At 64.4% G+C, this 26,990-nt stretch carries 22 protein-coding genes and 2 tRNA genes; 10 read left to right on the forward strand and 14 right to left on the reverse strand.

What is annotated here, in order from left to right; genetic code table 11:
- Positions 1 to 71: 71 nt before the first annotated feature.
- Entirely contained in the window at positions 72 to 1,694 is a 1,623-nt protein-coding gene (locus tag A3A5_RS0115280) for an ABC transporter substrate-binding protein (protein ID WP_018311434.1), read from the reverse strand.
- Positions 1,695 to 1,910: 216 nt separating this feature from the next.
- Here A3A5_RS0115280 and A3A5_RS0115285 point away from each other — a divergent pair, with 216 nt between their 5' ends.
- On the forward strand, positions 1,911 to 3,158 hold the full coding sequence (locus A3A5_RS0115285) for a Zn-dependent hydrolase (protein WP_018311435.1): 1,248 nt from the start codon (positions 1,911 to 1,913) through the stop codon (positions 3,156 to 3,158).
- Positions 3,159 to 3,179: 21 nt separating this feature from the next.
- Here A3A5_RS0115285 and A3A5_RS45675 read toward each other — a convergent pair whose 3' ends face one another.
- From A3A5_RS45675 to A3A5_RS0115300, 3 genes are all read right to left on the reverse strand, one after another.
- Complete coding sequence (locus A3A5_RS45675; protein ID WP_018311436.1) at positions 3,180 to 3,605, reverse strand: hypothetical protein; 426 nt, start codon at positions 3,603 to 3,605, stop codon at positions 3,180 to 3,182.
- Between the two features lie 156 nt (positions 3,606 to 3,761).
- On the reverse strand, positions 3,762 to 4,562 hold the full coding sequence (locus A3A5_RS0115295; RefSeq protein ID WP_018311437.1) for an IclR family transcriptional regulator: 801 nt from the start codon (positions 4,560 to 4,562) through the stop codon (positions 3,762 to 3,764).
- A gap of 227 nt (positions 4,563 to 4,789) precedes the next feature.
- Positions 4,790 to 4,876: transfer RNA gene (locus tag A3A5_RS0115300), tRNA-Leu, on the reverse strand.
- Between the two features lie 276 nt (positions 4,877 to 5,152).
- On the opposite strand from A3A5_RS0115300, the gene A3A5_RS0115305 reads away from it, so the two are divergent.
- Positions 5,153 to 5,527: a VanZ family protein gene (locus A3A5_RS0115305; RefSeq protein ID WP_018311438.1), complete on the forward strand. Its 375-nt coding sequence runs from the start codon at positions 5,153 to 5,155 to the stop codon at positions 5,525 to 5,527.
- On the opposite strand, the gene A3A5_RS0115310 is transcribed toward A3A5_RS0115305, so the two are convergent.
- On the reverse strand, positions 5,502 to 6,359 hold the full coding sequence (locus tag A3A5_RS0115310; protein WP_018311439.1) for a 23S rRNA (adenine(2030)-N(6))-methyltransferase RlmJ: 858 nt from the start codon (positions 6,357 to 6,359) through the stop codon (positions 5,502 to 5,504). The genes A3A5_RS0115305 and A3A5_RS0115310 overlap by 26 nt on opposite strands.
- Before the next feature lie 165 nt (positions 6,360 to 6,524).
- Between A3A5_RS0115310 and mnmC the strand changes: the two genes are divergently transcribed.
- From mnmC to A3A5_RS0115340, 6 genes are all read left to right on the forward strand, one after another.
- Positions 6,525 to 8,498 carry a bifunctional tRNA (5-methylaminomethyl-2-thiouridine)(34)-methyltransferase MnmD/FAD-dependent 5-carboxymethylaminomethyl-2-thiouridine(34) oxidoreductase MnmC gene (gene mnmC, locus A3A5_RS0115315; RefSeq protein WP_018311440.1) on the forward strand — a complete coding sequence of 658 codons (1,974 nt, stop codon included), beginning with the start codon at positions 6,525 to 6,527 and terminating at the stop codon, positions 8,496 to 8,498.
- A gap of 230 nt (positions 8,499 to 8,728) precedes the next feature.
- Complete coding sequence (tig, locus tag A3A5_RS0115320) at positions 8,729 to 10,084, forward strand: trigger factor (RefSeq protein WP_018311441.1); 1,356 nt, start codon at positions 8,729 to 8,731, stop codon at positions 10,082 to 10,084.
- A 102-nt stretch (positions 10,085 to 10,186) separates the two neighbouring features.
- Positions 10,187 to 10,837, forward strand: coding sequence for an ATP-dependent Clp endopeptidase proteolytic subunit ClpP (gene clpP / locus A3A5_RS0115325; RefSeq protein ID WP_018311442.1), 651 nt, complete (start codon positions 10,187 to 10,189; stop codon positions 10,835 to 10,837).
- A 231-nt stretch (positions 10,838 to 11,068) separates the two neighbouring features.
- Positions 11,069 to 12,346 (forward strand): ATP-dependent Clp protease ATP-binding subunit ClpX, encoded by a 1,278-nt coding sequence (gene clpX, locus A3A5_RS0115330; RefSeq protein WP_010810087.1) that lies wholly within the window; start codon positions 11,069 to 11,071, stop codon positions 12,344 to 12,346.
- Between the two features lie 255 nt (positions 12,347 to 12,601).
- Entirely contained in the window at positions 12,602 to 15,013 is a 2,412-nt protein-coding gene (gene lon, locus A3A5_RS0115335; RefSeq protein WP_026200807.1) for an endopeptidase La, read from the forward strand.
- 190 nt (positions 15,014 to 15,203) lie between these two features.
- Positions 15,204 to 15,279: transfer RNA gene (locus A3A5_RS0115340), tRNA-Val, on the forward strand.
- An 800-nt stretch (positions 15,280 to 16,079) separates the two neighbouring features.
- Here A3A5_RS0115340 and A3A5_RS0115345 read toward each other — a convergent pair.
- A complete protein-coding gene (locus A3A5_RS0115345) occupies positions 16,080 to 16,319 on the reverse strand; it encodes a DUF2789 domain-containing protein (RefSeq protein WP_018311444.1) in 240 nt (79 codons plus the stop codon).
- A gap of 854 nt (positions 16,320 to 17,173) precedes the next feature.
- On the opposite strand from A3A5_RS0115345, the gene A3A5_RS0115350 reads away from it, so the two are divergent.
- Positions 17,174 to 18,094 (forward strand): helix-turn-helix domain-containing protein, encoded by a 921-nt coding sequence (locus tag A3A5_RS0115350; protein WP_026200808.1) that lies wholly within the window; start codon positions 17,174 to 17,176, stop codon positions 18,092 to 18,094.
- Between the two features lie 211 nt (positions 18,095 to 18,305).
- On the forward strand, positions 18,306 to 19,016 hold the full coding sequence (locus tag A3A5_RS0115355; RefSeq protein WP_018311446.1) for a response regulator transcription factor: 711 nt from the start codon (positions 18,306 to 18,308) through the stop codon (positions 19,014 to 19,016).
- 72 nt (positions 19,017 to 19,088) lie between these two features.
- Here A3A5_RS0115355 and A3A5_RS0115360 read toward each other — a convergent pair whose 3' ends face one another.
- From A3A5_RS0115360 to A3A5_RS0115395, 8 genes are all read right to left on the reverse strand, one after another.
- Complete coding sequence (locus A3A5_RS0115360; protein WP_018311447.1) at positions 19,089 to 19,481, reverse strand: response regulator transcription factor; 393 nt, start codon at positions 19,479 to 19,481, stop codon at positions 19,089 to 19,091.
- A gap of 247 nt (positions 19,482 to 19,728) precedes the next feature.
- Complete coding sequence (locus A3A5_RS0115365) at positions 19,729 to 20,457, reverse strand: YoaK family protein (protein ID WP_026200809.1); 729 nt, start codon at positions 20,455 to 20,457, stop codon at positions 19,729 to 19,731.
- A 33-nt stretch (positions 20,458 to 20,490) separates the two neighbouring features.
- Positions 20,491 to 21,639, reverse strand: coding sequence for a porin (locus A3A5_RS0115370; RefSeq protein WP_157637230.1), 1,149 nt, complete (start codon positions 21,637 to 21,639; stop codon positions 20,491 to 20,493).
- Positions 21,640 to 21,643: 4 nt separating this feature from the next.
- Positions 21,644 to 21,937 (reverse strand): XapX domain-containing protein, encoded by a 294-nt coding sequence (locus A3A5_RS0115375; protein WP_018311450.1) that lies wholly within the window; start codon positions 21,935 to 21,937, stop codon positions 21,644 to 21,646.
- 37 nt (positions 21,938 to 21,974) lie between these two features.
- Positions 21,975 to 23,588: an MFS transporter gene (locus A3A5_RS0115380; protein WP_018311451.1), complete on the reverse strand. Its 1,614-nt coding sequence runs from the start codon at positions 23,586 to 23,588 to the stop codon at positions 21,975 to 21,977.
- Positions 23,585 to 24,019: a DoxX family protein gene (locus A3A5_RS0115385; RefSeq protein WP_018311452.1), complete on the reverse strand. Its 435-nt coding sequence runs from the start codon at positions 24,017 to 24,019 to the stop codon at positions 23,585 to 23,587. The genes A3A5_RS0115380 and A3A5_RS0115385 overlap by 4 nt, the downstream gene beginning before the upstream one ends.
- A gap of 28 nt (positions 24,020 to 24,047) precedes the next feature.
- Positions 24,048 to 25,994: an amidohydrolase gene (locus A3A5_RS0115390; protein ID WP_035812652.1), complete on the reverse strand. Its 1,947-nt coding sequence runs from the start codon at positions 25,992 to 25,994 to the stop codon at positions 24,048 to 24,050.
- Between the two features lie 6 nt (positions 25,995 to 26,000).
- Positions 26,001 to 26,990: an alpha/beta fold hydrolase gene (locus tag A3A5_RS0115395; protein ID WP_018311454.1), complete on the reverse strand. Its 990-nt coding sequence runs from the start codon at positions 26,988 to 26,990 to the stop codon at positions 26,001 to 26,003.

Consider the following 26,990-nt stretch of genomic DNA (forward strand, 5'->3'; position numbering starts at 1 on the left):
GTGTCTTTAAAGCCGCTGGGTCCCCGCGTGCGGCGGGGCTACGGTGTCAAAGGCCAAGGTGGCGCGTGCGCTCAGTCCATCGACATCGTTACGATATCGATAAACCAGCTCTGCGGCTGCACCACGCCCTTGACCTTCTTCGAGATCGCGCGCGGGCCGACGTCATGCGCGATCAGCACGAACGGCGACTCTTCGACGATGCGGGCATGCAGCTTGGCCAGCGCCGCGTCGCGCGATTTCTCGTCAAACGAGGTGCGCGCGTTCTCGATCAGCTTGTCGAACTCGGCATTGCCGAAGTAGCCCCAGTTGTTCGAGACCGGCGGCTGCGTCTTGGTGCTGACGAAGCGCACCATGGCGAAGAACGGGTCCATTGCCGCAAAGCTGACGTTGATGGCGTTGGCGCCGTGCGCGCTGGCGTCCTTGGCGCCGACGCGCCAGTTGGTGAAGAGGGTGTTCCACTCGACCACGTCGAAGTCGACGTCGATAAAGCACTCCTTCAGGTTTTGCTGCACGTATTCGTTCATCGGCAGCGGCTGCATCTGGCCGGAACCCGAGGCCGACACCTGCACCTTGACCTTGACTGGCTTCGCCGCCGAGTAGCCGGCCTCCTGCATCAGCTTTTTCGCCGCGGCCGGGTCATGCTTGATATCGAACCTGGGATTGCCCCACCACGGGTTGCCGGCCTCGACGATGCCCTTGGCCTCGGCCATGTAGCCGCCCAGCAGGGTCTTCAGCCCGGCGCGGTTGACGCACAGGTTGGCGGCCTGGCGCACGCGCTTGTCCAGCCACGGCGAGCCGGGCGCGAACGACAGCTGCCACGGCCACATATGCGGCTGCGCGTTGGCATAGACCTGGAAGCCGCGGCTCTTGATCTGGGCGATGGCGTCGGGGGCAGGCGCTTCGATCCAGTCGACCTGGCCCGACAGCAGCGCGGCGGTGCGGGCGTTGGCCTCGGGCATTGGCACCATCACCACCTTGTCGATTTTTGGCACGCGCTTCGCGTCCCAGTATTGCGCATTGCGCACCACTTCCAGACGCTCGCGCGGCACCAGGCGGCTCATCCTGAACGGCCCGGTGCCGGCGGCGTCGGCGGCAAACGCGACCCAGGCCTGCTTGGAGCGCTCGACCGGATCGGTGACCGGGGCCGGCACCGCGGCGAATTTCTTCTCCCACTGCGTGGGCGAGGCCATGAACAGGTTGGTCAGGTTGTAGGGCAGGAACGAATCCGGCTCGGAGGTGACCAGTTCGACGGTGAGGTCGTCGATCTTCTTTGCCGTGCGCAGCGTCGGCATGCGCGAGGCAGTCACGCCGACCTGGCTGGGATCGAACTGCCTGGCGGTCTTGTCCAGCACCTTGCCGACGTTCCAGACCACGGCATCGGCGTTGAATGGGGTGCCGTCGTGGAACTTGACGCCGGGGCGCAGCTTGAACACCCATCTGGTCTTGTCGGCGGCGTCGACCTTCCATTCGGTGGCCAGGCCCGGGATCAGCAGGCTGGGGCCGTTGCCCTTGGACAGGTCCCATTGGGTGAGGCCGTCGTACATCGGGATGCCGGAGAAGCGGTTGCCCTCGAAGCCCTGGTCGGGCTGGCCGAGCGTGCGCGGGATGTCGGCGGCGGTCATGCCGATGCGCAGCACCTTGTCGGCATGGGCGGCACCGGGCAGCGCGAGCAGCGCCAGCACGGTGGCGCTCATGACCGAGGCAGCTGACTTGAGACCTTTCGAGAGAGGGGACGGATCGTGGTGCACAGGCTTGCTCCTGGGTTGGCTTGAAGGGACCAATGTCTGCAAAGCAAGTCATGTGCCACGGTGGCAGGGCCGGGAACCCGGGCCGGCGTGCGGGCGACGGTGGTCTGCTTCTTGCTGAACCTGCTGCCGTTTCCTCTCCCTCCACCCCACCCGCAACGAGACATGGACCCGCTACACCTTCCCCGCATCAATGGCGCCCGCCTGTGGCAATCGCTGATGGACCTCGCCGCGATCGGCGCCACGCCCAGGGGCGGCGTGTGCCGCATCGCGCTGACCGAAGCCGACCGCAAAGGGCGCGACCTGGTGGTGCAGTGGTGCCGCGAGGCCGGGCTCGACGTGCGCGTCGACGAGATCGGCAACGTCTTCGCGCGCCGCGCCGGCAGCGACCCGCGCGCGCGCGCCGTGGCCACCGGCAGCCATATCGACACCCAGCCTTCGGGCGGCAAGTTCGACGGCAATTTCGGCGTACTGGCTGGCCTGGAGGTCATGCGCACGCTCGACGACCTGGGCATCGTCACGCGCGCGCCGCTGGAGGTTGCGTTCTGGACCAACGAGGAGGGCACGCGCTTCACGCCGGTGATGATGGGCTCGGGCGTGTTCGCCGGAGAGTTCGGCGCGGCCTTTGCACGCGCGCAGACCGATGTGGACGGCGTCAGCGTGGGCGACGCGCTGGCGGCCATCGGCTACCGCGGCGCGCAGCCGGCGGGCGCGGTGCCGGGCGGCATGTTCGCGGCCTACTTCGAGGCGCATATCGAGCAGGGGCCGGTGCTGGAGGCGGCCGGCCTGCCGATCGGCGTGGTCTCGGGCGCGCTGGGCCAGCAGTGGTACGACGTGACCGTGACCGGCATGGACGCGCACGCCGGCCCGACGCCGCTGGCGCTGCGCCACGACGCGATGCTGGCGGCCGCGCGCATGGTCGACGCGGTCAACCAGATCGCGCGCGACGAGGCGCCGCACGGGCGCGGCACGGTCGGCTACCTGCAGGTCACGCCGAACTCGCGCAACGTGATTCCGGGCCGGGTCGATTTCTCGGTCGACTTCCGCAACCTCTCGCAGGCTGGCCTGGACCGCATGCACGCGGCCATGCAGGCGGCTTTCGAAGGCATTGCCCCGGCCGCCGGCGTGGCGGTCGAAATCCGCCAGGTGGTGAAGTTCGAGCCATGCGTGTTCGCGCCCGAATGCGTGGACAGCGTACGGCGCGCGGCCTCGGCGCTGGGCCTGCCGCATATGGACGTGGTCAGCGGCGCCGGCCACGATGCAGTCCACGTCGCGCGGCGCGCGCCCACCGGCATGATCTTCGTGCCGTGCAAGGACGGCATCAGCCATAACGAACTGGAAGACGCGCTGCCCGAGCACATCGAGGCGGGCGCCAACGTGCTGCTGCAGGCCATGCTGGCGCACGCGCGCTAGGCGCTCGCGCCAGATCCGGGGCTAGTTGCAGATCGTGCCGGGAACCGGCTTGCCCGAGGCGGTCAGCCCCTGGCACGCATCGCCGCTCGCCAGGCTGGTATCCGCGGCCGCGGCTGGTGACAGCTTAAGCTTGCCTGCCACGGTGCAGCAGCCACGGGGGGGTGGCGCCATCGGCGTTCGCTTGATCGCTGGCAGCGGAGCCGGACCGCCAGCTTCCGCCATGTCGTCCGCGCGGTGTGGTGGCCCCGCCGGCGTCCGCTTGGTCGCTGGCAGCGGAGCCGACCCGCTAGCCTCCGCCATCTCTTCCGCATCAGGAAAGACGCACTGCCCTTGCTGGCAGATCCGTTCTCCTTTGCACTGCATGTCGTACTGGCATCCGGCGGCCTGTGCGAACGATGACCAGCCAGCGGCCATCGACGCTGCCAACACCAAGGCGGGGAATTTCATATGCCCTCCGATCAGGGCTGAGATATCGATGCCGGCGCGGCTCGGTGCCGCCCCAACACCTTCAGCATAGATCGCGGCAAGGGTCCGCGAAAGGCACTGGCACTCAGGTGTTCTACCACCCCTGCGCAAGTTGGCCGGCGTTCCCCGTGCCGGGCCTTAGTGGGCAATCGAGTGCGAGATCGCGCGCGCGCATTCCATCACCAGCGGCGCCAGCTTTTTCTGCGCCTCGGCCATGCCCCAGCGGCTGGCCGGCGGCGACACGTGCACCGCGCCGACCGCCACGCCCTGGCTGTTGACGATGGGCGCGGCCAGGCCCATGTCGCCGATGAACAGTTCCTCTTCATTGCTGGCATAGCCCAGCCGGCGGCACGCCGCCACGCGCTCGAAGATCGCATCCACGCCGGTCAGCGTCGCGGGGGTGCGCGCCACGCGTGCCGACTGCTCCAGCATCGCCAGGACCTGCTCGTCAGGCAGCGTGCTGAGGTAGGCCCGGCCGGAGCTGGTGCAATACATCGGGATGCGCATGCCCACCGGCGTCAGCACCGGCATGTGTTTGGCGGTCATCAGCTGGGCCACGTAGACCATGTCCAGCCCGATCGGCTCGGTCAGGTTGGCGGTCTCGCCGCTGGCTGCGGCCAGCTGCGACAGGTAGGGGCTGGCCGCCGGGATCAGCGCGTCGGCAGCCAGGTAGTTGTAGCCGATCTCCATCACCCGCGGCGTCAGCCGGAAGCGGCGCGTCTGCGGGTGCTTGTCGACATAGCCCAGCGCTTCCAGCGTATAGATGGTGCGCTGCGCCGAACTCTTGTTCATGCCGGTCAGCGTGGCCAGCTCCGACAGGGTCAGCGTGCGGTGGACGCCGTTGAACGCACGCAGGACTTCGAGGCCTTTTTCGAGCGACTGGTTGAACAGCGGGTTGTCGCGGTCGGGCGCGGGTGGCGGGACGGGTTTTGAGGGCATAGTTGGGTCGGGGCGGGAGGCCGGGCGGCACCATCCGCGGGACGGCTGCACCACGATGAATGAGTATTGCACCAATATACGAATGTATCGATTATCGATGCGACGGCGAAAGGATACCGTCGCTGGCGCAGGCTGGAAAGTGCCGCGGCGTGGGAATGCCTGCAGGGAGGAGCGGGCCGAAGGGGATTTGAAAACGGAAGTTGTCAGTCCGCCACTTGAAGGGCGGGTGGTGCGAGGGAGGGGACTCGAACCCCTACACCATTGCTGGCGTCAGGACCTAAACCTGGTGCGTCTACCAATTTCGCCACCCTCGCGGTCCTTGCGGCGCTGCCCGGGCGGGCGGCCGCGATGCTCGCTGGCTTGCGCCGGACAGGACAGCAAAAAAGGCGGCTGGAACTGCCCGCCTTTCATCTGTCCGCTGCTGCCGGCACTGGCCGCCGAACCGTGGTCTCGGCATGGCTCGCGCCTGCGGTGCAACGAGGTTGCGGATTGTAGCGCAAGGCGCGGGGGGAATCCAGCCCTGCCGGGCGCTCCGGTGGCGGCGGCAGGCGGCAGGGATATATTGGCGGTTTTCCAGAGAGGCCGCACACATGCCGATGATTGCCTTCCCGACCCTGACCCCGCTGCGCTGGCGCCTGCTGTTCTGGGGCTGCGCGGCAGCGGTGCTGGCGCTTTCGCTGATGCCGCCGACGCAGCCCCTGCCTACCACCGGCTGGGACAAGGCCAACCATATGCTGGCGTTCGCGGTGCTGGGCGTGCTGGGCCGGCGCGCCTACAGCGGGCGTGGCTGGGCCGTATTGCTGGGGCTGGTGGCGTACGGCGGGCTGATCGAACTGCTGCAGGGGCAGACCGGCTACCGCGAGGCCGACTGGCTGGACCTGCTGGCCGACAGCATCGGCCTGGCCGCGGGCATGGCGCTGGACTGGCTGGTGCGCCGCCTCAGCTCTCCTCGGCTTCGAGCGTGAACTTTGCGCCGTCGTCCTGCCCGAGCAGATCCGCCAGCACCGGCATGGCCTGCTGCAGCGATTCCTTCAGCCGCCACGGCGGGTTGACGATGAACATGCCGCTGCCGTGCAGGCCCAGGCCGCCCTCGACCGGATGCTTGACGGTCAGGGTCACGTGCAGCCAGCTCTTGAGCGGCAGGCCCTTGAGCTGCGCCGGCAGCTGCACGGATTCGCGCCGCTGCACCTGCGGGTACCAGACCGCGTAGACGCCGGTGGCAAAGCGCTCCAGCCCGTCGCGGATGGTCTGCACGGTGCGGGCGTAGTCCTGCTTGTCCTCGTAGGAGGGGTCGACCAGCACCAGCGCGCGGCGCGGCGGCGGGGGCAGGATGGCCTTGATGCCGCCGAAGCCGTCGCCGTCGTACAGCATCACGCGGCGCCCGGCGCCGCGGAAGTTGTCGCGCAGCACCTGGATCTCGGTGCTGTGCAGCTCGAACAGCCGCAGCCGGTCGTGCTCGCGCAGCATCTGCCAGGCCAGCCAGGGCGATCCGGGATAGTGGCGCAGGTTGCCGTCCGGGTTGAGCGCGCGCACCTGGTCCAGGTATTCGTCCAGCATCGCCGGCAGCTGGGTGCCGCTGGCGGCGGCGCGCCACAGCGGCGCGATGCCGGTCTCGAACTCGGCCTTCTTCTGCGCGTAGGCGTGGTCCAGCGCATAGAGGCCGGCGCCGGCATGCGTGTCGATATACCAGAATGCCTTGTCCTTCTGCGCCAGGTGCTCGAGCAGTTGCACCACGACGGCGTGTTTGAGGACATCGGCATGGTTGCCGGCGTGGAAGGCGTGACGGTAGCTGAGCATGTGGAGCGGGGCGCCTGGGCGGCGCAAATCAAGGGGCAGGGCGGTGCGGTCTGCGGGAAGGCCGCTATGCTACCATCCGGCGCGAGTTCCCAACCCCGGCCAACCCTGGTCCCACGCCCCGGCGAATCCGCCCGGGCATTTTGCTTCCGCCAAGTTTCCTGTCCCATGCCGCGCGCACTAGAGCCCGCCGAGCCGATCCTGTCTGCCGAAGGCATCCCGTATTCGCCTCGCTACGACGACGTCTACCACAGCACTGAAGGCGGGCTGGCGCAGGCCGCCCATGTCTTCCTGGGCGGCAACGGGCTGCCGCAGGCGTGGGCCGGCCAGCGCCAGTTCGTCATCCTCGAGACCGGCTTCGGCCTGGGGCTGAATTTCCTGGCGACCTGGCAGGCGTGGCGCAGCGATCCGCAGCGCTGTGGATCGCTGCATTTCGTCTCGATCGAAAAGCATCCGTTCACCCGCGAAGGGCTGGCGCAGTTGCACGCCGGGCTGGACGGGCTGCAGCCGCTGGCGCAGGCGCTGCAGGCGCAATGGCCGCTGGCGCTGCCGGGGCTGCACCGCCTGGTCTTCGACGGCGGGCGCGTGGTGCTGACGCTGGCGCTGGGCGATGTCGGGCAGATGCTGCCGCGGCTGGCGGCCGGCGTGGATGCCTTCTACCTGGACGGTTTCGCGCCGGCGCGCAATGCGCAGATGTGGTCGCCGCAGGTGTTCCGCGGACTGGCGCGGCTGGCCCGGCCAGGCGCCAGGCTGGCCACGTTTGCGGCCGCGGGCTTTGTGCGGCGCGGACTCAAAGACGTCGGTTTTGAAGTCAGCAAGGCGCCCGGCTTTGGCGGCAAGTGGCAAATGACCGTTGCACGCTTTCGCCCGCAATGGAAAGCACGCCGCCATGCGCCGCCACTGGCGGCGCAATGGGCCGGGCGCCATGCCATCGTGATCGGCGCCGGCCTGGCCGGCTGCGCAGTGACCGAGCGGCTGGCCGCGCGCGGCTGGCGCGTGACGCTGTTCGATGGCCACGGCGGGCCGGCGCGGCAGACCTCGGCGCATCGCGCGGCGGCAATGCATGCGCACGTGTCCGCCGACGACAGCTTGCTGTCGCGGCTGTCGCGCGCCGGCAACCAGTACGCGCTGCGCGCCTGGGCGGCGTTGGCCGAGGCCGGCCATCCGGTCGGCTGGCATGGCTGCGGCGTGCTGCAGCTCGGCGAGGACGAAGCCGAGGGCGAGGCCCAGCGCGCCGCGCTGGCGGCGCTGGGCTTGCCGGAAGGATTCGTGCGCTGGATGAGCGCTGCAGAGGCGGCAGTGGCCCACCAAGCCGGCGTGCCGCGTGGCGGCCTGTGGTTCCCGGAAGGCGGCTGGGTGGCGCCGCCGGACATCTGCGCGGCGCAGCTGGCACAAGCGGGCGCCGCGGTGACGGCACGTTTCGGCTGCCGGGTTGCCGCCATCGCTCGCGTTGACGGCCAATGGCAGGCAGTCGGGCAAGACGGTGAAGTGCTGGCCTCGGCGCCGGTGCTGGTACTGGCCAACGCGCATGAGGCGCAGCAACTGCTGCCGCAGCAGCACTGGACCATGCGGCGCGTGCGCGGGCAGCTGACCACGCTGGAGTCGGCGCAGGTGGATGCGCTCGGCGGCTGGCCGGATTGCGTGGTGACCGGTGCCGGCTACCTGCTGCCGCGTGGCGCAGACGGCGCCGGCCGGGTCGGCTCCAGCTACGACGCCGACGAGGGCCCGCTGGTGGAGCAGCCCGCCGTCCACGCGGCCAACCTGGCGCGCCTGTCCGGTATGCTGCCGCGCCAGGCCGATGCCGTGGCCGTCATCGATCCCGCGGCGCTCTCCGGCTATGTCGGCGTGCGCACAGTCACGCACAACCGGCTGCCGCTGGTCGGCCAGGTGCCTGACGAGGCCGCCGCGCTGGCGCAGGCCGCATCGCTGCGCGGCGCGCACTTGCGTGACCTGCCGCGCATGCCCGGGCTCTACGCAGCCCTTGCATATGGGTCGCGCGGCCTCACCTGGGCGGCGCTGGGCGCGGAACTGCTGGCCAGCCAGATCGAGGGCGAGCCGCTGCCACTGGAGTCGGACCTGGCCGATGCGGTGGATCCGGCACGCCTGCTGCTGCGCGCGCTGCGCCATGGGCAGGCGGGATAGCGCCGCAGGTCCGGCGAGCCGGTTCCGGGCCCGTTCCGGGCAAAATCTGCCGGAAGCGAATGAAAATCGTGCGATAATCCCCGTTTTCCGTTTGTGCGGAGCTTCCCGTTCGCCGGTGCGCCGCCCCGGCCGCCCTGTTGTGACGGCGCCGTGGCGGTAAAGCGGGCGGTACATGCGCAAGCGGTAGCACCTACGAACACAACTACATTTTCTGGATTGGATCTACGACCATGTCGAACGTGATTGAGAACCTCGGCAAGCTGGACCGCAAGGTGACCCTGGCCATCCCCAAGGCCGAAGTGGAGAAGGAAAAGCAGGAGCGCCTGGTTCGCCTGTCGAAGACCGTGAAGATGTCGGGCTTCCGTCCGGGCAAGGTGCCGATGAAGATGGTCGAGAAGCAGTACGGCCAGCAGGTCGAGTTCGAAGTGCGCTACGACAAGGCCGCACGCAAGTTCTTCGACATCACCAAGGAACAGGACGTCAAGGTTGCCGGCCAGCCCAAGTTCGAGATCAAGAACGAAGGCGTGGGCGAGGATGAAGTCGCATTCGACGCGACCTTCGAGGTGTACCCGGAAGTGACCATCGGCGACCTGTCGGCTGCCGAAGTCACCCGCACCGGCACTGAAATCACCGATGCCGAAGTCGACAAGACCATCGACATCCTGCGCAAGCAGCGCGTGCACTACCACGCCCGCGGCGAAGCCGGCGAGCACGGCGACGGCGGCGCCGACGTCACGGCCCAGAACGGCGACCGCGTGACGCTGGACTTCGTCGGCAAGATCGACGGTGAAGAGTTCGCCGGCGGTAAGGCCGAGGACTTCCCGTTCGTGCTGGGCGAAGGCCGCATGCTGCCCGAGTTCGAGCAGGCCGCGCTGGGCCTGAAGGTCGGCGAAAGCAAGACTTTCCCGCTGGCCTTCCCGGCCGACTACCACGGCAAGGAAGTGGCCGGCAAGACCGCCGAGTTCACCGTGACGCTGAAGAAGATCGAGTGGGCGCACCTGCCGGAAGTCAATGATGCCTTCGCCAAGTCGCTGGGCATCGCCGACGGCAGTGTCGAGAAGATGCGCGCCGACATCCGCGAGAACCTCGAGCGCGAAGTGAAGCGCCGCACGCACTCCATGCTGAAGGACCAGGTCATGGAAGCGCTGCTGAAGGCCAGCGAGCTGGAAGTGCCCAAGGCCCTGATCGAGCAAGACCAGGAACGCCTGGTGGAAATGGCCCGCCGCGACCTGGAACAGCGTGGCATGCCCAACGCCAAGGACATGCCGATCCCGGCCGAGATGTTCGCGCAGCAGGCTGAGCGCCGCGTCAAGCTGGGCCTGATCCTGGCCGAGGTCGTCAAGGTCAATGGCCTGGAAGCCAAGGCTGACCAGATCAAGGCCGAGATCGAGGACTTCGCCAAGAGCTACGAAGACCCGAAGGAAGTCATGCGCTGGTACTACGGCGACCAGCAGCGCCTGGCCGAAATGGAAGCCTACGTGCTCGAAAACAACGTGGTAAATTTCGTGTGCGACAAGGCCAAGGTCACCGACAAGAAGGTGTCCTTCGAGGAACTTACCGCCGAAGGCAACCAGCAGCAAGCCTGAGGCCGGAAGTGACCCGCCGCCCCGCGCCACGGCGTGGGGCGGGGCAACTTCCCGAGTTTCCCCGGATTGCCTTGCGATCCGACGAATCCATGGAGAACATGCATGACCCGCAATGATTTGCTTGACCGTCTCGCCACCACGCAGGCTTCGGCACTGGAAACCCAGGGCCTGGGGCTGGTGCCGATGGTCGTCGAGCAGTCCGGCCGGGGCGAGCGCGCCTATGACATCTACTCGCGCCTGCTGAAGGAGCGCGTGGTGTTCATGGTGGGCGAGGTCAACGACCAGACCGCCAACCTGGTGGTGGCCCAGCTGCTGTTCCTCGAGAGCGAGAACCCCGACAAGGACGTGTCGCTGTACATCAACTCGCCGGGCGGTTCCGTATCGGCGGGGCTGGCGATCTACGACACCATGCAGTTCATCAAGCCGGACGTGTCCACGCTGTGCATGGGCATGGCGGCAAGCATGGGCGCGTTCCTGCTGGCGGCTGGCGCCAAGGGCAAGCGTTCGGCGCTGCCCAACTCGCGCATCATGATCCATCAGCCGCTGGGCGGCGCGCGCGGCCAGGCCTCGGACATCGAGATCCAGGCGCGCGAGATCCTGTACCTGCGCGAGCGGCTCAACGCCATCCTGGCCGAGGTGACGGGCCAGCCGGCCGAGAAGATTGCGCGCGACACCGATCGCGACAACTTCATGAGCGGCGACCAGGCGGTTGACTACGGCCTGATCGACAAGGTCCTCGCCCGCCGCGGCTGATGCTGCGAGCCGCCGTGGCGCAATCCGCAGCGGCGGCCGGCCAGGCTGGCACGGGCTCAAATGGCGAAGGCTACACCGGAACGAGGCCCCGTGCCTCGTTTTTTGCTTTTGCCCCACAGCCGGGGGGAACCGCCGGTGGTGCCAATTGTTTTGGCGTATGATGCGTTTGAAGCGTATCGCCGAGGAGCCTGTCGCCCCGCGGCGTGCGCACTGCATAAGTGACTGATTCCTATGGCGGACAAAAAAGGTTCATCCAGCGAAAAGCTTCTGTACTGCTCCTTCTGCGGCAAGAGCCAGCATGAGGTCAAGAAGCTGATTGCCGGCCCGTCGGTGTTCATTTGCGACGAATGCATCGACCTGTGCAATGAGATCATTCGCGACGAGGCCACGGCATCCGAGAAAGACGCCGCCGCGGCTGCGCGCTCGGACCTCCCCACGCCCCACGAGATCCGCGAAAGCCTGGACCAGTATGTGATCGGCCAGGAACAGGCCAAGAAGATCCTGGCCGTGGCGGTCTACAACCACTACAAGCGCCTCAAGCACCTCGGCAAGAAGGACGATGTCGAGCTGTCCAAGAGCAACATCCTGCTGATCGGGCCGACCGGCTCGGGCAAGACGCTGCTCGCGCAGACGCTGGCGCGCCTGCTCAACGTGCCGTTCGTGATCGCTGACGCGACGACGCTGACCGAAGCCGGTTACGTGGGCGAGGACGTCGAGAACATCATCCAGAAGCTGCTGCAGAACTGCAACTACGAAGTCGAGAAGGCGCAGCGCGGCATCGTCTACATCGATGAGATCGACAAGATCTCGCGCAAGTCCGACAACCCGTCGATTACCCGCGACGTGTCGGGCGAGGGCGTGCAGCAGGCACTGCTCAAGCTGATCGAAGGCACCATGGCATCGGTGCCGCCGCAGGGTGGCCGCAAGCATCCGAACCAGGACTTCCTGCAGGTGGACACGACCAACATCCTGTTCATCTGCGGCGGCGCCTTCGATGGCCTCGAGAAGGTCATCATGCAGCGCTCGGACAAGACCGGCATCGGCTTCGCCGCGCAGGTCAAGAGCAAGGAAGAGCGCGACGCCAGCGAAGTGCTGCCGCAGACCGAGCCGGAAGACCTGATCAAGTTTGGCCTGATCCCCGAACTGATCGGCCGCCTGCCGGTGGTCGCGACGCTGTCCAAGCTGGATGAGGCCGCGCTGATGCAGATCCTGGTCGAGCCCAAGAACGCGCTGGTCAAGCAATACCAGAAGCTGCTGGCAATGGAAGGCGTCGAGCTGGAAATCCGCCCGGGTGCGCTGAGCGCCATCGCCCGCAAGGCGATCCGCCGCAAGACCGGGGCCCGAGGCCTGCGTTCGATCCTGGAGCAGTCGCTGATGGATGTCATGTACGACCTGCCCAACTACAAGGGCGTGCAGAAGGTGGTGATCGATGAAAATACGATCAACGGCGATGCACCGCCGCTGCTGATGTACGAAGAGCAGCAGCCCAAGGTGGCGGGGTCCAACTGACGCGAGGGCTGCCAGACGTGGTAAGTGGTCGGGACCACACCGGCAGCTGGTCGGAAAGGCCGTTCGCGTAGAAGCGAGCGGCTTTTTTTGTTTATTTCTACCGACGAGAGGGAGGAAACGCGGGTATGCTGTTTCAGAGGGGCCAGCAAGTGCAGGGAGCGGCATCTGCCTGCCTTGGTGAATCGATTGGCACGTATCTTGTAATCGATTCGGGCGGCCCAATTTACGCCTTAAATGACTGACTTGGGGAAAATGATGTCCGGAACACAACTCCTCCCGGCCGAGCCGATTCGCCTCCCACTGTTGCCGCTGCGCGACGTGGTGGTGTTTCCGCACATGGTGATCCCGCTGTTTGTGGGACGCCCGAAGTCCATCAAGGCGCTTGAGACTGCGATGGAGGCGGGCAAGAGCATTATGCTCGTGGCCCAGAAGACGGCGGCCAAGGACGAGCCGACCGCCGACGACCTGTATGAGGTCGGCTGCATCGCCAATATCCTGCAAATGCTGAAACTGCCCGACGGTACCGTGAAGGTGCTGGTCGAGGGTACCCAGCGCGCGAATATCCGAGAGGTGAGCGAGGACGAATCGCACTTCATGTGCGAAGCCGTGCCCGTGCCGCCCGCACCTGGCGAAAGCGCCGAGACCGAGGCCCTGCGCCGCGCGATCGTGTCGCAGTTCGACCAGTACGTGAAGCTCAACAAGAAGATCCCGCCCGAGATCCTGACCTCGCTGTCGGGTATCGACGAGGCAGGCCGCCTGGCGGACACCATCGCCGCGCACCTGCCGATCAAGCTTGAGCAGAAGCAGAAGATCCTGGAGATGGTCAACGTGACCGAGCGCCTGGAAAGCCTGCTGTCGCAGCTCGAAGGCGAGATCGACATCCTCCAGGTCGAAAAGCGCATCCGTGGCCGCGTCAAGCGCCAGATGGAGAAGAGCCAGCGCGAGTACTACCTGAACGAGCAGGTCAAGGCCATCCAGAAGGAACTGGGCGAAGGCGAAGAAGGCGCCGACCTGGAAGAACTCGACAAGCGCATCAAGGCCGCGCGCATGCCGAAGGAAGCCAAGAAGAAGGCCGACGCCGAGTTCAAGAAGCTCAAGCTGATGTCGCCGATGTCAGCCGAGGCCACCGTCGTGCGCAACTACATTGACACGCTGGTGAACCTGCCGTGGCGCAAGAAGAGCAAGGTCAACAATGACCTGGCCAATGCCGAGCGCGTGCTGGAAGAGGACCACTACGGTCTTGAGAAGGTCAAGGAACGTATCCTCGAATACCTTGCAGTGCAGCAGCGCGTGGACAAGCTGAAGGCGCCGATCCTGTGCCTGGTCGGCCCCCCCGGCGTGGGCAAGACCTCCCTCGGCCAGTCGGTGGCACGCGCCACGAACCGCAAGTTCGTGCGCATGGCGCTGGGTGGCGTGCGCGACGAGGCCGAGATCCGCGGCCACCGCCGTACCTACATCGGCTCGATGCCGGGCAAGATCCTGCAGAGCCTGTCCAAGGTCGGCGTGCGCAATCCGCTCTTCCTGCTCGACGAGATCGACAAGATGGGCGCGGACTTCCGCGGCGATCCGTCGTCGGCGCTGCTTGAGGTGCTGGATCCGGAACAGAACCACACGTTCCAGGACCACTACATCGAAGTGGACTTCGACCTGTCCGACGTGATGTTCGTGGCGACGTCGAACTCGCTGAACATCCCGCCGCCGCTGCTCGACCGCATGGAAGTGATCCGCCTGTCGGGTTACACCGAAGACGAGAAGGTCAATATCGCGCAGCGCTACCTGCTGCCCAAGCAGATCAAGAACAATGGTCTGAAGGCAGGCGAGATCGAGGTTGCCGAAAGTGCGATCCGCGACATCATCCGCTACTACACGCGTGAAGCGGGTGTGCGTTCGCTGGAACGCGAGGTGTCCAAGATCGCCCGCAAGGTGGTCAAGCTGCTGCTGCTGAAGAAGGAGGCGGGCACGATCAAGGTCGATTCCGAGAACCTGGACAAATTCCTCGGCGTGCGCAAGTACGACTTCGGCCTGGCCGGCAAGGAAAACCAGGTCGGCCAGGTGACCGGGCTGGCGTGGACCGAGGTGGGCGGCGACCTGCTGACCATCGAGGCCGCGATCATGCCGGGCAAGGGCAACATCACGCGCACCGGTTCGCTGGGCGATGTGATGAAGGAGTCGGTGGAAGCCGCGCGTTCGGTGGTGCGTTCGCGGGCACGACGCCTGGGCATCACGGATGAGATGTTCGAGAAGCGCGACATCCACATCCACGTTCCCGAAGGCGCCACGCCCAAGGACGGCCCGTCGGCGGGCGGTGCGATGACCACCGCGCTGGTGTCGGTGCTGACCGGCATCCCGGTGCGCGCGGATGTCGCCATGACCGGCGAGATCACGCTGCGCGGCGAGGTGCTCCCGATCGGCGGCCTGAAGGAGAAGCTGCTGGCGGCCCACCGGGGCGGCATCAAGCTGGTGCTGATCCCGGAGGACAACGTCAAGGACCTGGCCGAGATCCCTGACAACGTCAAGAACGCCATTGAGATCGTGCCGGTGCGCTGGATCGACAAGGTGCTGGAACTGGCGCTCGAGCGCAAGCCCGAAGCGTTGGCGGACGAAGACGCCAAGCCCGCCGAAGTGGCGGACAAGGCCACGGCCAAGGTTGAGCGCCTGCACCACTGACGCAGCCTCGGCCGTGTGAATGAAACGCCGCGGGGTAGCGATGCCCGGCGGCGTTTTTTTGCGCGCGCAGGTCTTGGCAAACTGAAATCACCTGTATTACACTTGCGCCCTCGCAATGCAAACCACGGCAACTGCCGCGAGGTGCGGAGCGATCAGCAAGTTGCAGGCAGCGAGCCTGCGATGGTCGAGCGGGTGCTTAGCTCAGTTGGTAGAGCGGCGCCCTTACAAGGCGTAGGTCGGGGGTTCGAGCCCCTCAGCACCCACCACCGCAAGACCAATAAAATCAAGGGCTTAGAGCGATCTAGGTCCTTTTTTTATGCCCGTTTCACCACCCGGTGAAGGCGCCAAAAAGAGCCTGTACCACCCAACAGGTAGCCTCGCCGCCGAGGCCAGAGCCGATTGCATCGTCCGGGCTCGTCATCGAATGTCGCGGCGTGCGCGTGTGTTTCGAAGGCAAACCTGAGTCCAATGTACTGCGCCTTGTGCTGACGAGCTTGCTGGGATCGGGTTCGTGATGCAGGTACTGAAGCTAGAGACCATGCGGACCGGATCGTCGTTGAAGAGAACTGCGAGAACTAGCCGTCGACAGGTATTGTCAGTCCATCGGTAACCGGGGGCTCAAGCATCAGATCGCGCATCCCGACTTGGTCCTGTTCTGCTGAGCGATGTCCTGGGTGAAGGGGGGCTGATATTGGTAAACGCCGCCGGCGGCTCAAGGCAGGCTTACACCATGGCTGGAAGGAGATCGCCTCTCGTCCCCTCGTTCGGGTTACCCGACCCGCGCAGCGGTCAATGCGCGTAGGGTAGACGAGAAGTGGAGAATTGAGCTAGGAGCAGAGGTTATTCCGTTGCAATCTCTGTGCATTCCATCGGAAATGGAATAACCCAATACATATGCTCACGTAAGAATATGAATCTTCTTTTGTGAGCATATCCATCTTTAGGGATGAAAGGGACAGCCGAAGGCCCCCTGCATGCACAATGTCGGCTCCTTCCATCAATCCTGGTTTGGATGATTTCGACAGCCATCTGGGCCACGCGCTATCTTCGCCCGCGCAGCGTTCCGTCAAACAGGTGTGCGCAACGCAAGATTCAATTGGTCCACGGCCTGTGCCCAGTCTGCATCCTCGTCAAATTCGTCGCGCAGCAAGGTTGCCTGGGCCGGCGTCCAGAATGGTGCTTCCCAAAGATTGATGTCTTGCGGTAGCGGCGAATGCTTCGCAACGAACGCAAGGATGTCCGCTTTGCTCGATGGCAAGCCGAGCTGGGCGAACAGGTCAGAAAACTGGTGAAATGGGGTGTCCATTGGAAACGTCCGGGAAGCAGGGTTTTGGCGGATGAAATGAAAGTGTGGCCGTAGGACTGCGCCTTTTTTACAAGGGAGCGGCGCTCGCGTTAACGGGCTGTTCTGCCCAGCTATGCATGGCCCGCGCAATCAGCGCGCAAACGGCGAGCGTGCCTGAGACAACGCCCAGTGACGAAGACGTGTGGGCGTGTGCAACAAACGCCGCCATTTCCCACTTTGTGGCGATCTTCTTGTCGCGTGTCATTTTTCAGTGAGCCGTGGCGGCGTTGCAGCCGAAGGCCGAAGTCTGCAATACCACCTTCGCCCTGAGTGCGATGCTCGAAGGCGATTATGAAATCTACATGGTGGTCGTTCGCAGCTCATCATCTGGTCCTCCATCTGATCTGAGAACCAGCGCCACAACGTCGCGTCTTGTTCATTGGCATGGGCCGCTGCTTGGAGCTGGGCCATCTTTAAGCAGATGTTGCCATTCATGGAATCTCCGTGTTTGCTCATTCCGTGTCTGTCTCAAGTGCCGGCCTGGCGCAGCCAAATGTTGACTTGGGGCTTGTGCACTTTATTCGGATGAGCCCACAGTTTCCATCGTCTTCTGGTATGACTGGCCTACACGCTCGGCGTGTCTGTAACGCATTCGGCATCCAGGCCGGCAAGCATGTCGCGATCTGCTTGAGGATCGGGGGCGATATCAGCAGCCTTAATTCCTTCGGGGTTGGCGATGATAGTATGTTCTTCAGGCAGTCGTTTGACTGCAGGAAGGCGGGCGCTTTTCGAGCTGCCAGCGTCAATGGTATTTTCAGTAACGCAAGGTCGCCCGGTCGTGTCTGGCTTGGCGCGACGATCATGACTACCTGGCCATGCGACTCTCCACATCTACTCACGAATCTGCCAAGCCGGCCATTCAGCGCGACTCATTAGGGTGCTTGTCGGAGGCATTGCGATACGATCAGGCGCTTGCCGCCGGCGATCTCAATTTCTACCGCAAGAGTTCCGTGATTGAGCGGATGAGTCAGGTAGTGACCCCAGCTTCGGCACGAGGGTTTCTGGTTGGCGTCTCTCTGATGGAAGGCCATCGTCGACGCATTTTTAGTCCGAATCAGGCGAACATGCATGCATTCGAGGCAGGTTCCATCTATCTGCGGAACTTCCAGGATGACTACAAGGCGGATATGTATGGGACGTTTGATTTCGTACTCATCGAACTGCCGCGCCCCTTCATGGAGCGTACAGCCCTGGAACTCGGCTGCCCCGCAGGTCTTGAACTGCGGCATGCCGCGGCGCAGACGGACGCCGTGCTGGCCCATCTCGCCCAGGCACTCTTACCCGCGCTCGCGCGGCCTGAAGGCGTCAGCAGGTTGTTTATCGATCAACTCGGACACGTGATCGGCACATACCTGGTCGAACATTATGGAGGTGTCAATCGGGGACGCATTCACTCCATGGGCCGACTTTCGCCTCGCATACTTGCGCGGGCGCAGGAGTTCCTCACGGCGCGGCTGGACGACGGAAACGTGTCCATTGCCGAGGTTGCTGATGCGTGTCAATTGTCCCGAAGCCATTTTTCCCGGGCATTTCGGCAGAGTACCGGCAAAACACCACATGAATGGCTGCTGGAGCGTCGCCTCGAGCGCGCGGCGGCACTGCTGCGCACCACGGACTTGCCGATAGCCGGGATTGCTGCGTCGTGCGGCTTTGCGGATCAGAGCCATCTCACACGCAGCTTCTCTAAGAAGCTTGGCCTGACGCCGGGTGACTGGCGGAGCGGTCGGCAAGACTAGGCACGCCTGGGTGCCAGCACTTGCCAGCCATTATCTGGCCCGCGCTGAGCACAAAAAGACAATGAAACGCACACGCGTTCAAGCCAAAGGGCTGGTGTAACACTACATTGCTGTCGGGCGCGTCGTATCTCCCCACATGGAGCGATGGGGTGATTCGCGCCTCTGATGTCGATGCTACGTGGAGGGCCCTACCGTGACTGCTGTATTACCGATGCGCGCCGAATCAGCGGCGCAGGACGACGCGGTGGTCCTTGTTGTCGATGATGACTTGCAGTTGCGAAACGCGCTGGGAAGCCTATTTCGTTCAGTCGGCATCCAAGCCGTGCTGCTCGACTCCGCGGCCGAGCTTTTTGCCTTCGGCTTCCCGGATGCGCCTTGTTGCCTGGTTCTCGATGTGCGCCTGAAGGGGCAAAGTGGCTTGGATGTGCAAGCCCGCATGGCAGAGCTCGGCATTCATATTCCCATCATCTTCATGACCGGCTACGGGGACATTCCGATGACGGTTGCTGCCATGAAGGCGGGGGCAGAACACTTTCTTTCCAAGCCGTTCCGTGAACAGGAACTGCTCGATGCCGTCACGGAGGCCCTACAGAAGGAGGGCTCGCGACGTGAGCGCTTGTGCCGATTGGCTGCAGTGCGCGACTGCTTCCGTTCCCTGACGCCGCGGGAGAGTGAGGTCATGGCGCATGCCGCATCAGGTTTGACAAACAAGGAGATTGCCGCCGTCATGTGCATCAGCGTGGTGACTGTCAAAGTTCATCGATGCCAGGCAATGCGAAAAATGAGGGCTCGGAGTTTTGCCGATCTGGTGCTTCTTGCGCAAACTCTCGGTCTCGTGCTGCTTCCCTCTGAGTCCGAAGCTGACGAGCAGCCTGCCATCCGGCTGCAGCCTCGACAGCTTGGAGCCGCAACCATAGCTTAGCGATGGCGTCGGGCAGCGTGCAGAGGACGCAGGTCATGTAAGGACGTCCCATCGATCCACTGCACGACACACTCACGATGGAGGAGAGTCCGTCTTGCGAGGACGTAATGCATTTTCAATGCATTGGATCATGTCCGTGTCCTGAAATGGCTTGTAAAGAACGCACGTCGCACCCATTGCCTTGGCACGCTGATCGAATCCCTCATGCGCAAATGCTGTCATGAAAATGACAGGCATATCGAGATTGCGCGCGCGCAGGGCTTCTATCAAAGCGAAGCCGTCCATGCCGGGCATTTGCGCGTCTGTGATCACGCAGGACATGCAAGGCAGCGAAGTGCACCGCAGTAGCTCTTGACCGCCTCCGAACAATTGCACGCCAAGATCGAGCGAACGCAGCAGCCCCCCCATGGCATTTCGGACGGCGACATCGTCGTCAACTATTGCGATCGTGGGGCGAGCTATCACACTGACTCCTTGTATACGCGCTGAGCGCTGGCAATGCTCTGCTGGAAGAGTAACGCCGAACCGGTGCACACCCTATCATACGATGGTATTGCCGATTCCTCGGGTGCACGTCCCACGCTACGTTGCGATGAAGTCACGCTGGCCAGGAAAATCAGTCCCCCAGCGATAGTGAGCCAGCCAGATATTCTGTCCGATTCATACCAAGGTATTACATGCGACGGCATCTCGATTTCATTCGTCTGCCAATTCACTTCTGCAGGCTGTTCGCGCCATTGCGCCAAGTCAAGAAACTGAGCGCCGTCAGCAATACGGCTGGCAGCATTACACACCAGAGCGAAAGCATCGAATAGCCAAGGGCGCCGAGAGCGGCGCCCGATGCGAAACCCGCGAGCGCCGGTACCATCTTTTTGAGCCGACCGCGTATGGCTTTGCCTTCGGCCTCAGATGCGGATGGCAGGTCCACCAGGTCAATGATAATTTGCGTCGTATTTCCGGTCATGATCGTGGTGGGGCCGAGGTCTGACAAGGACGTCCGGGACAGTGAGTTCTGAATACCCATGGCCACTACGGCAAGCATGCCGGCGCCGACGGCTGCAGGCGTACTTGGATCGGAAATGGGAGAGGCGTGGACCCCGGCAACTATGAAGAGAACCAGCGCCACGGCCTCGGCAAATAGCAACAGCGAGGGTGCCGATTGTTTGTCCCGTACGATGCGTGACTCGGTCAGCCTGGCGGCCGCAACCGCCAAGGCAAAAGTCGGCAGCGCAAGCAGTTTGGCGAGCAGGCCCGCAGAATCACCGGCGATGTCGACGCCGATCATCACGAAGTTTCCTGTCACGTGCGCCGTAAATAGGCCGAACAGTGAAATGAACCCGACCACGTCTACGTAGCCGGCGACGAAGGCCAGGATGCAGCCGAACGCCGGTCCTGAAAGATCAGCGCGGCGACCGGCGTCAGGAAGCTGTGTGGTTGTCAATGCGGTCTCTCACGATGGTTGGTCAGCGGACGGTCAGAAGCTGTGCCGCATCGCAATGGCGAACGTCTGCGGGTCTGCGCCAGCCTTGATACCGAGGTTGTTGATGGCGAAGTCATAGGTCGCGTTGCTGCGGTTGTTGATGCGGCTGTAGTAGGCGTATAGCGCGGTGCGCTTGGAAAGGGGGTAGTCATAGCCGACGGTTACCTGAAATGCGCCGGTATCCGAACCACTTCGGACGGATCCAATCGTTTCCATAGCTGTGCCGGTGCCATCGCCGACAAAGGCGAAGCCGGCGCGTATGCTGCCGGGGCCAAGCTCCTGTATCAGCGAGACATAGTAGCCATTGCGCGTAAGGTCTCCAGTGGCGGTACGATAGTGCAGGCGTTCATACAGAGCACTGATGCGCGTCGAGGGGAACTGGTAGGAAATTCCCGCCTTGATTGCGTCGTCGTTGCGTCCGCTGGTCTGATAGTGCTGGTGGATTTCATAGGCAAGCGTCAGGTTCAGGTTGCCGTGGCCATAGGCCGTGGCAAAGGAATACAACGCCGGATTGCGCGGCACCGTGGTCTTTTCTTCCGGCAATCCCCAGGCGATGGCGCCGCTCAAGCCGTGCCACGTCGGCGACTGGTAGTGCAACGAGTTCTTCTGCCGTCTATCAAATGAGCTTGTGTTCTGGACATTGTCGCTGGTAGACGCAGCGCCATTGCCTATCAGCGCCATGTAACCCGCAGTGGTGGGGTAATACGGGTCGTAGCTCTTGGTTGCACTTGTGTATGGCGTGTCCCAGTTGCCCATGAAGAGTGTGCCGTACGGGCTCTGAAGACCGAGCCGGGTATCCCGCGCGGCGATTTGCCCAGCGCCGTTGTCAATCGACAGGGCGCTTTCGATCTGCCAGATCGCCTTGATCCCATTGGCCAACTGTTCCTCGCCCCGCATGCCGAACACAGAGCGGTTATTCGTGAGGCGCGCCGTATTGCCCAATCTGGTGCCGTCGGTTGCGGTGGTCACGGTCACATACTCGATTGCCGTGTTCAGCCGACCATAGATCGCGACGTTGTTGTCCGCCATGACAGGTGCCGCGGCCGCGGACAAAGAGGCAGCCAAGGCGACGTGAATGCGCCGGGGCGCGATTGCGTTAGTGCGGCTGGCAAGTGCTTCGGGCTGCTTTCGGGAACGACTCATGCTGTTATTGGTTCCCTTCCTTGCTACGCGCGGGGAGGGATGCCGACGGTTCAACGACCGTGTCCGCTTTGGGCGGTGTACCCGTAATCTTCGGGACGCATTCGCCGCGGAACCATGCAATGGTGACTGGCTCGCCCGCCAGCATGCGCTTGACCGGCGGCACAACCTGCTCGCCAATCAGCATGCCCAGCAGCCCGATCAAAGCAATTGCGGGCGGCGCAGGCGAGCGGACCTGCATCAGTGCATAGATGATGCCGACCAGGATGCCGGCACCAAGGGAGATGAGATAGAGCTTCATATGTGACAAGGTTGGAGAGGGGGAAATCGGTGCGGCGTCACGCCGGCGGCAAGCCCAGGCCGAGCAGGTGTCTTACGTGGGGCGGTTCGGCGCCCACGTGGAAGCCGGCCACGTCGCGCTGCACATCGGCGTCGGCGTGCGGTACGCGCTGGTGCTGGCGCAGGTGCTCGGCCCACGACTCGACCAGGAACCACTCGGTCAGCAGTTCGGGGTTGGCCGGATCCTCCATCACGCCCCAGCTGAACGCACCGTCACGCAAACGCTCTTCCGACAGCTTGTGCACCGCATGCAGGAACGCATCGCGGTTGGCGGGCGGGATGCAGTATTCGATCAGGATCATCACCGGACCACGGTCGTGCGCGATCTCGCCGGCCATCTCCGGTTCGGGCCAGTGACGTGCGGGACCGAGGTCTTCTTCGCCGCGCGGCAGCCGCATGCGGTGCAGGATCAGCGCGGTAACGACCAGCCCCGCCGCGGCGATCAGCAGCGCATGCGGTGTGCCCAGTGCCTGCGCCACAAAGCCCCAGACCAGGCTGCCACCGGCCAGCGCGCCGTTGAACACCATCTGGTAGACCGCCAGCGCGCGGCCGCGCACCCAGTTCGGCAGGATCGCCTGCGCCGCGCCGCCGAGCGTGGTCAGCGCCATGATCCATGCCGCGCCAAGCAGCAATAGCAGCGGCAATGCCAGCCATATGGGTGGTGCGCTCGACAGCGCCGCCATGACGACCGCCGTGACGATCGCGGACAACAGCACCATGCCATCTGCATCGAGCCGCTGCTGCAGCCTGGACATCGTCAGCGCGCCAAGGATCGCGCCAGCGCCCACTGCGCCCAGCAACACACCATAGAGGCCGGCACCGCCATGCAACAGCTGACGGGCTACCAGCGGCAGCAATGCCCATACGCCGCTGCCGAAGGCAAAATGCACGGCGGCGCGCGCCAATACTACGTGCAGCTTGCTGTGCGCGCGCGTGAAGCGTAAGCCTGCTCGGAAAGCGCTGAAGAAGTGTTCGCGCAGCGGATCGCTTGGCTTTTCGGGACGCTTCCACCAGATCAGCGCAGCGATGACGAACACATAGCTGAGCAGGTCTGCGCCATACGTGGCAGCCGCGCCGAATGCCGCGAGCAGCAGACCCCCGGTAGCCGGTCCAATCGCACGGGCGACGTTCACACCCAGCGAGTTCAGTGCCACGGCCTGTCGCAGCGTGCTCGGCGGCACGAGTTCGGGCACGATCGACTGCCACGTTGGCCCCATCATCGCCGCACCCACACCGCCCACGAACGCCAGCGCAATCAGGATTTCGATCGTCAGTGCCTGGCGCCACGCCAGCAGCATCAGCGTGCCGCTGACCATGGCCAGTCCGATCTGGATCACGATCAGGAAGCGGCGCCGGTCGAGGATGTCGGAGAGCACACCGGCCGGAATCGCAAGGAGGAATACTGGCAGCGTGGCAGCCGCCTGGATCGTGGCGACCGCTGCCGGTGAAGTGGAGAGATCGGTTGCCAGCCATGCGCTGGCCACATCCCGCATGAAGCTGCCGATGTTACCGAGGATCGTGGCCACCCACAGTACCGCAAACGTGGGTTGGGCCAGCGGGGCAAACGTGCCGCCCGATGCAGGCTTGGCCGCCGAGATGGCAGATTGCGTCATGGTTGTCTCCGCGTGCGAAGGTCATCCCACGCCACGAGCAGGAACCCACCCACCAGGCCCAGATGTTCGAAGAACGCGTTAGCCATCATGAACTGCGCCTCGGGCGGTGCGCTCCAAAACCGGTTGGCCAGGAACGTGGCCATCAGCGTGAACGCCGCCAGCGCCAGTGCGCCTAGCCAGCGCCAGAAGCCGGTCAGGATCATTGCCGACGCGCCAAGCTCCAGCGCAATCGTCGCCGCAGCCAGCGGCACGGCGGGCGACAGGCCGAAGTGCTGCATCTCTGTCACTGCGCTGGAGAAGTCGAACAGCTTGACCAATCCGCCCTGCAGGTAGGCTGCGCACAGCAAAAGCAGGGCGATCCAGCGCAGCCAGCGAGGCAGCCGGTGCGTGTTGTTGCCGGCCGTGGCTAGCGGGGACGTCGAGATGGTCATGGCCGCTCTCCGATGTGATCAACGTGGATCAGAATGCCCAGCACGAGCAGCCTAGCGCGCCCCAGAACGTGCTTTCGTCCGACGTCGGCACGCTCGAGGTCCACGCATTGGCATGCGCATGGCCATGCACGCCGCACGAACTGGCGCAGCCGCACGCGGTGTTCAGCGCCAGTGCGCGCGCCTGGGCCTGCGGGCGCGGCTGGTACTGGCTGCCATGGCGGGCCGGTGACCAGTCGGGCATCGCGGGCGGGATGTCGGGCGAATGCTTGCCGAATTCGCTGTCGCCATAGACCACCTTGCCGCCGAGCACGGTCAGCACCGACGTGATGTCCTGGATGTCGTCGCCGGGCACCGAGTAGTAGTCGGCCGACAACACGGCCAGGTCGGCCAGCTGGCCCACCTTGATCTGGCCCTTCTTGCCCACTTCGGATGAGAACCACGTGTTGGCCTCGGTCCACAGGCGCAGCGCTGTTTCGCGATCGAGCAGGTTGGCCTGTGGATACATCGACATGCCGCCGACGGTCTTGCCCGTGGTCAGCCAGTACAGCGAGACCCACGGGTTGTAAGAGGCCACGCGCGTGGCGTCGGTGCCGGCGCCGACCTTCACGCCTCTTTCCAGCATCTTCTTGACCGGCGGCGTGGCTTCGGCAGCGCGTGCGCCATGGCGCTCGACAAAGTACTCGCCCTGGTAGGCCATGCGGTGCTGCACCGCGATGCCGCCACCGAGCGCGGCGATGCGGTCGATATTGCGGTCGGAAATCGTCTCGGCGTGGTCGAAGAACCAGTTCAGGCCGTTGAACGGGATGTCCTTGGCGACCTTCTCGTAGACGTCGAGCGCGCGCGTGATGGTCTGGTCATAGGTCGCATGCAGACGCCACGGCCAGCGCTTTTCGGCCAGCAGGCGGATCACCGGCTCCAGATCGGCTTCCATTGACGGCGCCATGTCGGGGCGCTCGACACGGAAGTCCTCGAAGTCGGCCGCGGTGTAGACCAGCATTTCGCCGGCGCCATTGTGGCGATAGAGGTCATCGCCCTGGCCTGGCTTGACGGTCGACGTCCAGGTCTTGAAGTCGCTCAGCTCTTCCTTGGGCTTCTGCGTGAACAGGTTGTAGGCCAGGCGCACCGTGAGGTGGCCTTCCTTGTGCAGCTCCTCGATGATGCTGTAGTCCTCGGGATAGTTCTGGTAGCCGCCGCCGGCGTCGATCACGCCGGTCACGCCCAGGCGGTTCACCTCGCGCATGAAGTGGCGCGTCGAGTTCTTCTGGTACTCGGGCGGCAGCTTCGGACCTTTGGCCAGCGTGGCGTAGAGGATCGTCGCGTTGGGCTTGGCCAGCAGCAGGCCGGTCGGATTGCCGCGTGCATCGCGCACGATCTCGCCGCCCGGAGGGTTCGGCGTGTCCTTGGTGTAGCCAACCGCACGCAGTGCGGCGCCGTTCAGAATGGCGCGGTCGTAGAGGTGCAAGATGAACACCGGGGTGTCGGGCGCCACAGCGTTCAGTTCGTCGATGGTCGGCAGGCGCTTTTCCACGAACTGGTGCTCAGTGAAGCCGCCCACCACGCGCACCCATTGCGGTGCAGGGGTGCGTGCCACTTGATCCTTGAGCATGCGCATGGCATCGGCCAGCGAACGCACACCGTCCCAGCGCAACTCCATGTTGTAGTTCAGGCCGCCGCGGATGATGTGCATGTGGCTGTCAATCAGCCCGGGAATGGCCCGCCGGCCGTTCAGGTCGATCACCCTGGTCTGCGTTCCCGCCAGCTTCATGATGTCCTGGCGCGTACCCACCCCGACGAAGCGGCCGTCCTGGATGGCCACGGCGTCGGCCTGCGGATTGGCACGGTCGAGCGTGGCGAACTTGCCGTTGACGAGAATGAGGTCGGGAGTCGGGTTCGGTGACATGGCGAATAGTTCCGAAGAGGCTGCCGCACCGAGGGCGGCAGCCGAGGCGATGAAGTGCCGGCGGGTAATGGACATCTCGGCTTATGCGTTCAGGAAGGCCAGCAGGTCGGCATTGACCTGGTCGGCGTTGATCACGCACATGCCATGCGATGCGCCCGGGTAGACCTTGAGCGTGGCGTGCTTGACGATCTTGGCCGACAGGCGGGCCGAATTGTCGATGGGCACCATCTGGTCGTCGTCACCATGCAGGATCAGCGTCGGCACGGTGATTTTCTTCAGGTCCCCGGTGTAGTCCACTTCCGAGAACTCTTTGATGCAGGCGTACTGGCCCAGGAGGCCACCGGTCATGCCCTGTGCCCAGAACGCATCGATAGTGCCTTGCGAAACCTTGGCGCCGGGCCGGTTGAAGCCGAAGAACGGCGTGGTCAGGTCCTTGTAGAATTGCGAGCGGTTTTCCGCCACGCCCTTGCGGATGCCGTCGAACACTTCCATCGGCAGGCCGTTCGGATTGGCCGCGGTCTTGAGCATGATAGGCGGCACCGCGCCGATCAGCACCGCCTTGGCCACGCGCTTTGTGCCATGACGGCCGATGTAGTGCGCCACTTCGCCGCCGCCGGTGGAGTGGCCGACCAGCGTTGCGCCCTTGATGTCGAGGGCGTCCAGCAGCGCAGCCAGGTCGTCGGCGTAGGTGTCCATATTGTTGCCCTGCGCGGGCTGGTCCGAACGGCCATGGCCGCGACGGTCATGGGCGATCACCCGGAATCCCTTCTGGACCAGAAAGAGCATCTGGGCGTCCCAGGCGTCGGCATTGAGCGGCCAGCCGTGCGAGAACACCACCGGGCTGCCCGTGCCCCAGTCCTTGTAGAAGATGCGCGTGCCGTCTTTGGTCGTGACGTAGTGGCCCTGATTCGTGGCGCGGCTGCTGGCTGGCGCGGCTTCCGCGGCCGTGGGCGTCAGTGCGGCAAGCGACGCCACCGATGCGGCCGCGGCGCCAACAGTGCTGCCTACCAGGAGTTGCCGGCGCGATGCATCGATGTTGTGACCTTGTTCCTGGGTGTGTTCTATTTGCAT

This window comes from Cupriavidus sp. UYPR2.512 (assembly GCF_000379565.1).
Lineage (GTDB): Bacteria > Pseudomonadota > Gammaproteobacteria > Burkholderiales > Burkholderiaceae > Cupriavidus.

What these genes read in the sequence shown, in the direction of transcription:
- A3A5_RS0115380 (WP_018311451.1), bottom strand. Translation starts at nt 23,588, where the DNA reads ATGACGCAATCTGCCATCTCGGCGGCCAAGCCTGCATCGGGCGGCACG.
- A3A5_RS0115295 (WP_018311437.1), bottom strand. Translation starts at nt 4,562, where the DNA reads ATGCCCTCAAAACCCGTCCCGCCACCCGCGCCCGACCGCGACAACCCG.
- clpX (WP_010810087.1), top strand. Translation starts at nt 11,069, where the DNA reads ATGGCGGACAAAAAAGGTTCATCCAGCGAAAAGCTTCTGTACTGCTCC.
- tig (WP_018311441.1), top strand. Translation starts at nt 8,729, where the DNA reads ATGTCGAACGTGATTGAGAACCTCGGCAAGCTGGACCGCAAGGTGACC.
- A3A5_RS0115390 (WP_035812652.1), bottom strand. Translation starts at nt 25,994, where the DNA reads ATGTCCATTACCCGCCGGCACTTCATCGCCTCGGCTGCCGCCCTCGGT.
- A3A5_RS0115345 (WP_018311444.1), bottom strand. Translation starts at nt 16,319, where the DNA reads ATGGACACCCCATTTCACCAGTTTTCTGACCTGTTCGCCCAGCTCGGC.
- clpP (WP_018311442.1), top strand. Translation starts at nt 10,187, where the DNA reads ATGACCCGCAATGATTTGCTTGACCGTCTCGCCACCACGCAGGCTTCG.
- A3A5_RS0115385 (WP_018311452.1), bottom strand. Translation starts at nt 24,019, where the DNA reads ATGACCATCTCGACGTCCCCGCTAGCCACGGCCGGCAACAACACGCAC.
- A3A5_RS0115285 (WP_018311435.1), top strand. Translation starts at nt 1,911, where the DNA reads ATGGACCCGCTACACCTTCCCCGCATCAATGGCGCCCGCCTGTGGCAA.
- A3A5_RS0115310 (WP_018311439.1), bottom strand. Translation starts at nt 6,359, where the DNA reads ATGCTCAGCTACCGTCACGCCTTCCACGCCGGCAACCATGCCGATGTC.
- A3A5_RS0115280 (WP_018311434.1), bottom strand. Translation starts at nt 1,694, where the DNA reads ATGAGCGCCACCGTGCTGGCGCTGCTCGCGCTGCCCGGTGCCGCCCAT.
- A3A5_RS0115350 (WP_026200808.1), top strand. Translation starts at nt 17,174, where the DNA reads ATGCGACTCTCCACATCTACTCACGAATCTGCCAAGCCGGCCATTCAG.
- A3A5_RS0115395 (WP_018311454.1), bottom strand. Translation starts at nt 26,990, where the DNA reads ATGCAAATAGAACACACCCAGGAACAAGGTCACAACATCGATGCATCG.
- mnmC (WP_018311440.1), top strand. Translation starts at nt 6,525, where the DNA reads ATGCCGCGCGCACTAGAGCCCGCCGAGCCGATCCTGTCTGCCGAAGGC.
- A3A5_RS0115355 (WP_018311446.1), top strand. Translation starts at nt 18,306, where the DNA reads ATGCGCGCCGAATCAGCGGCGCAGGACGACGCGGTGGTCCTTGTTGTC.
- A3A5_RS0115370 (WP_157637230.1), bottom strand. Translation starts at nt 21,639, where the DNA reads ATGAGTCGTTCCCGAAAGCAGCCCGAAGCACTTGCCAGCCGCACTAAC.
- A3A5_RS0115305 (WP_018311438.1), top strand. Translation starts at nt 5,153, where the DNA reads ATGCCGATGATTGCCTTCCCGACCCTGACCCCGCTGCGCTGGCGCCTG.
- A3A5_RS45675 (WP_018311436.1), bottom strand. Translation starts at nt 3,605, where the DNA reads ATGAAATTCCCCGCCTTGGTGTTGGCAGCGTCGATGGCCGCTGGCTGG.
- lon (WP_026200807.1), top strand. Translation starts at nt 12,602, where the DNA reads ATGTCCGGAACACAACTCCTCCCGGCCGAGCCGATTCGCCTCCCACTG.
- A3A5_RS0115375 (WP_018311450.1), bottom strand. Translation starts at nt 21,937, where the DNA reads ATGAAGCTCTATCTCATCTCCCTTGGTGCCGGCATCCTGGTCGGCATC.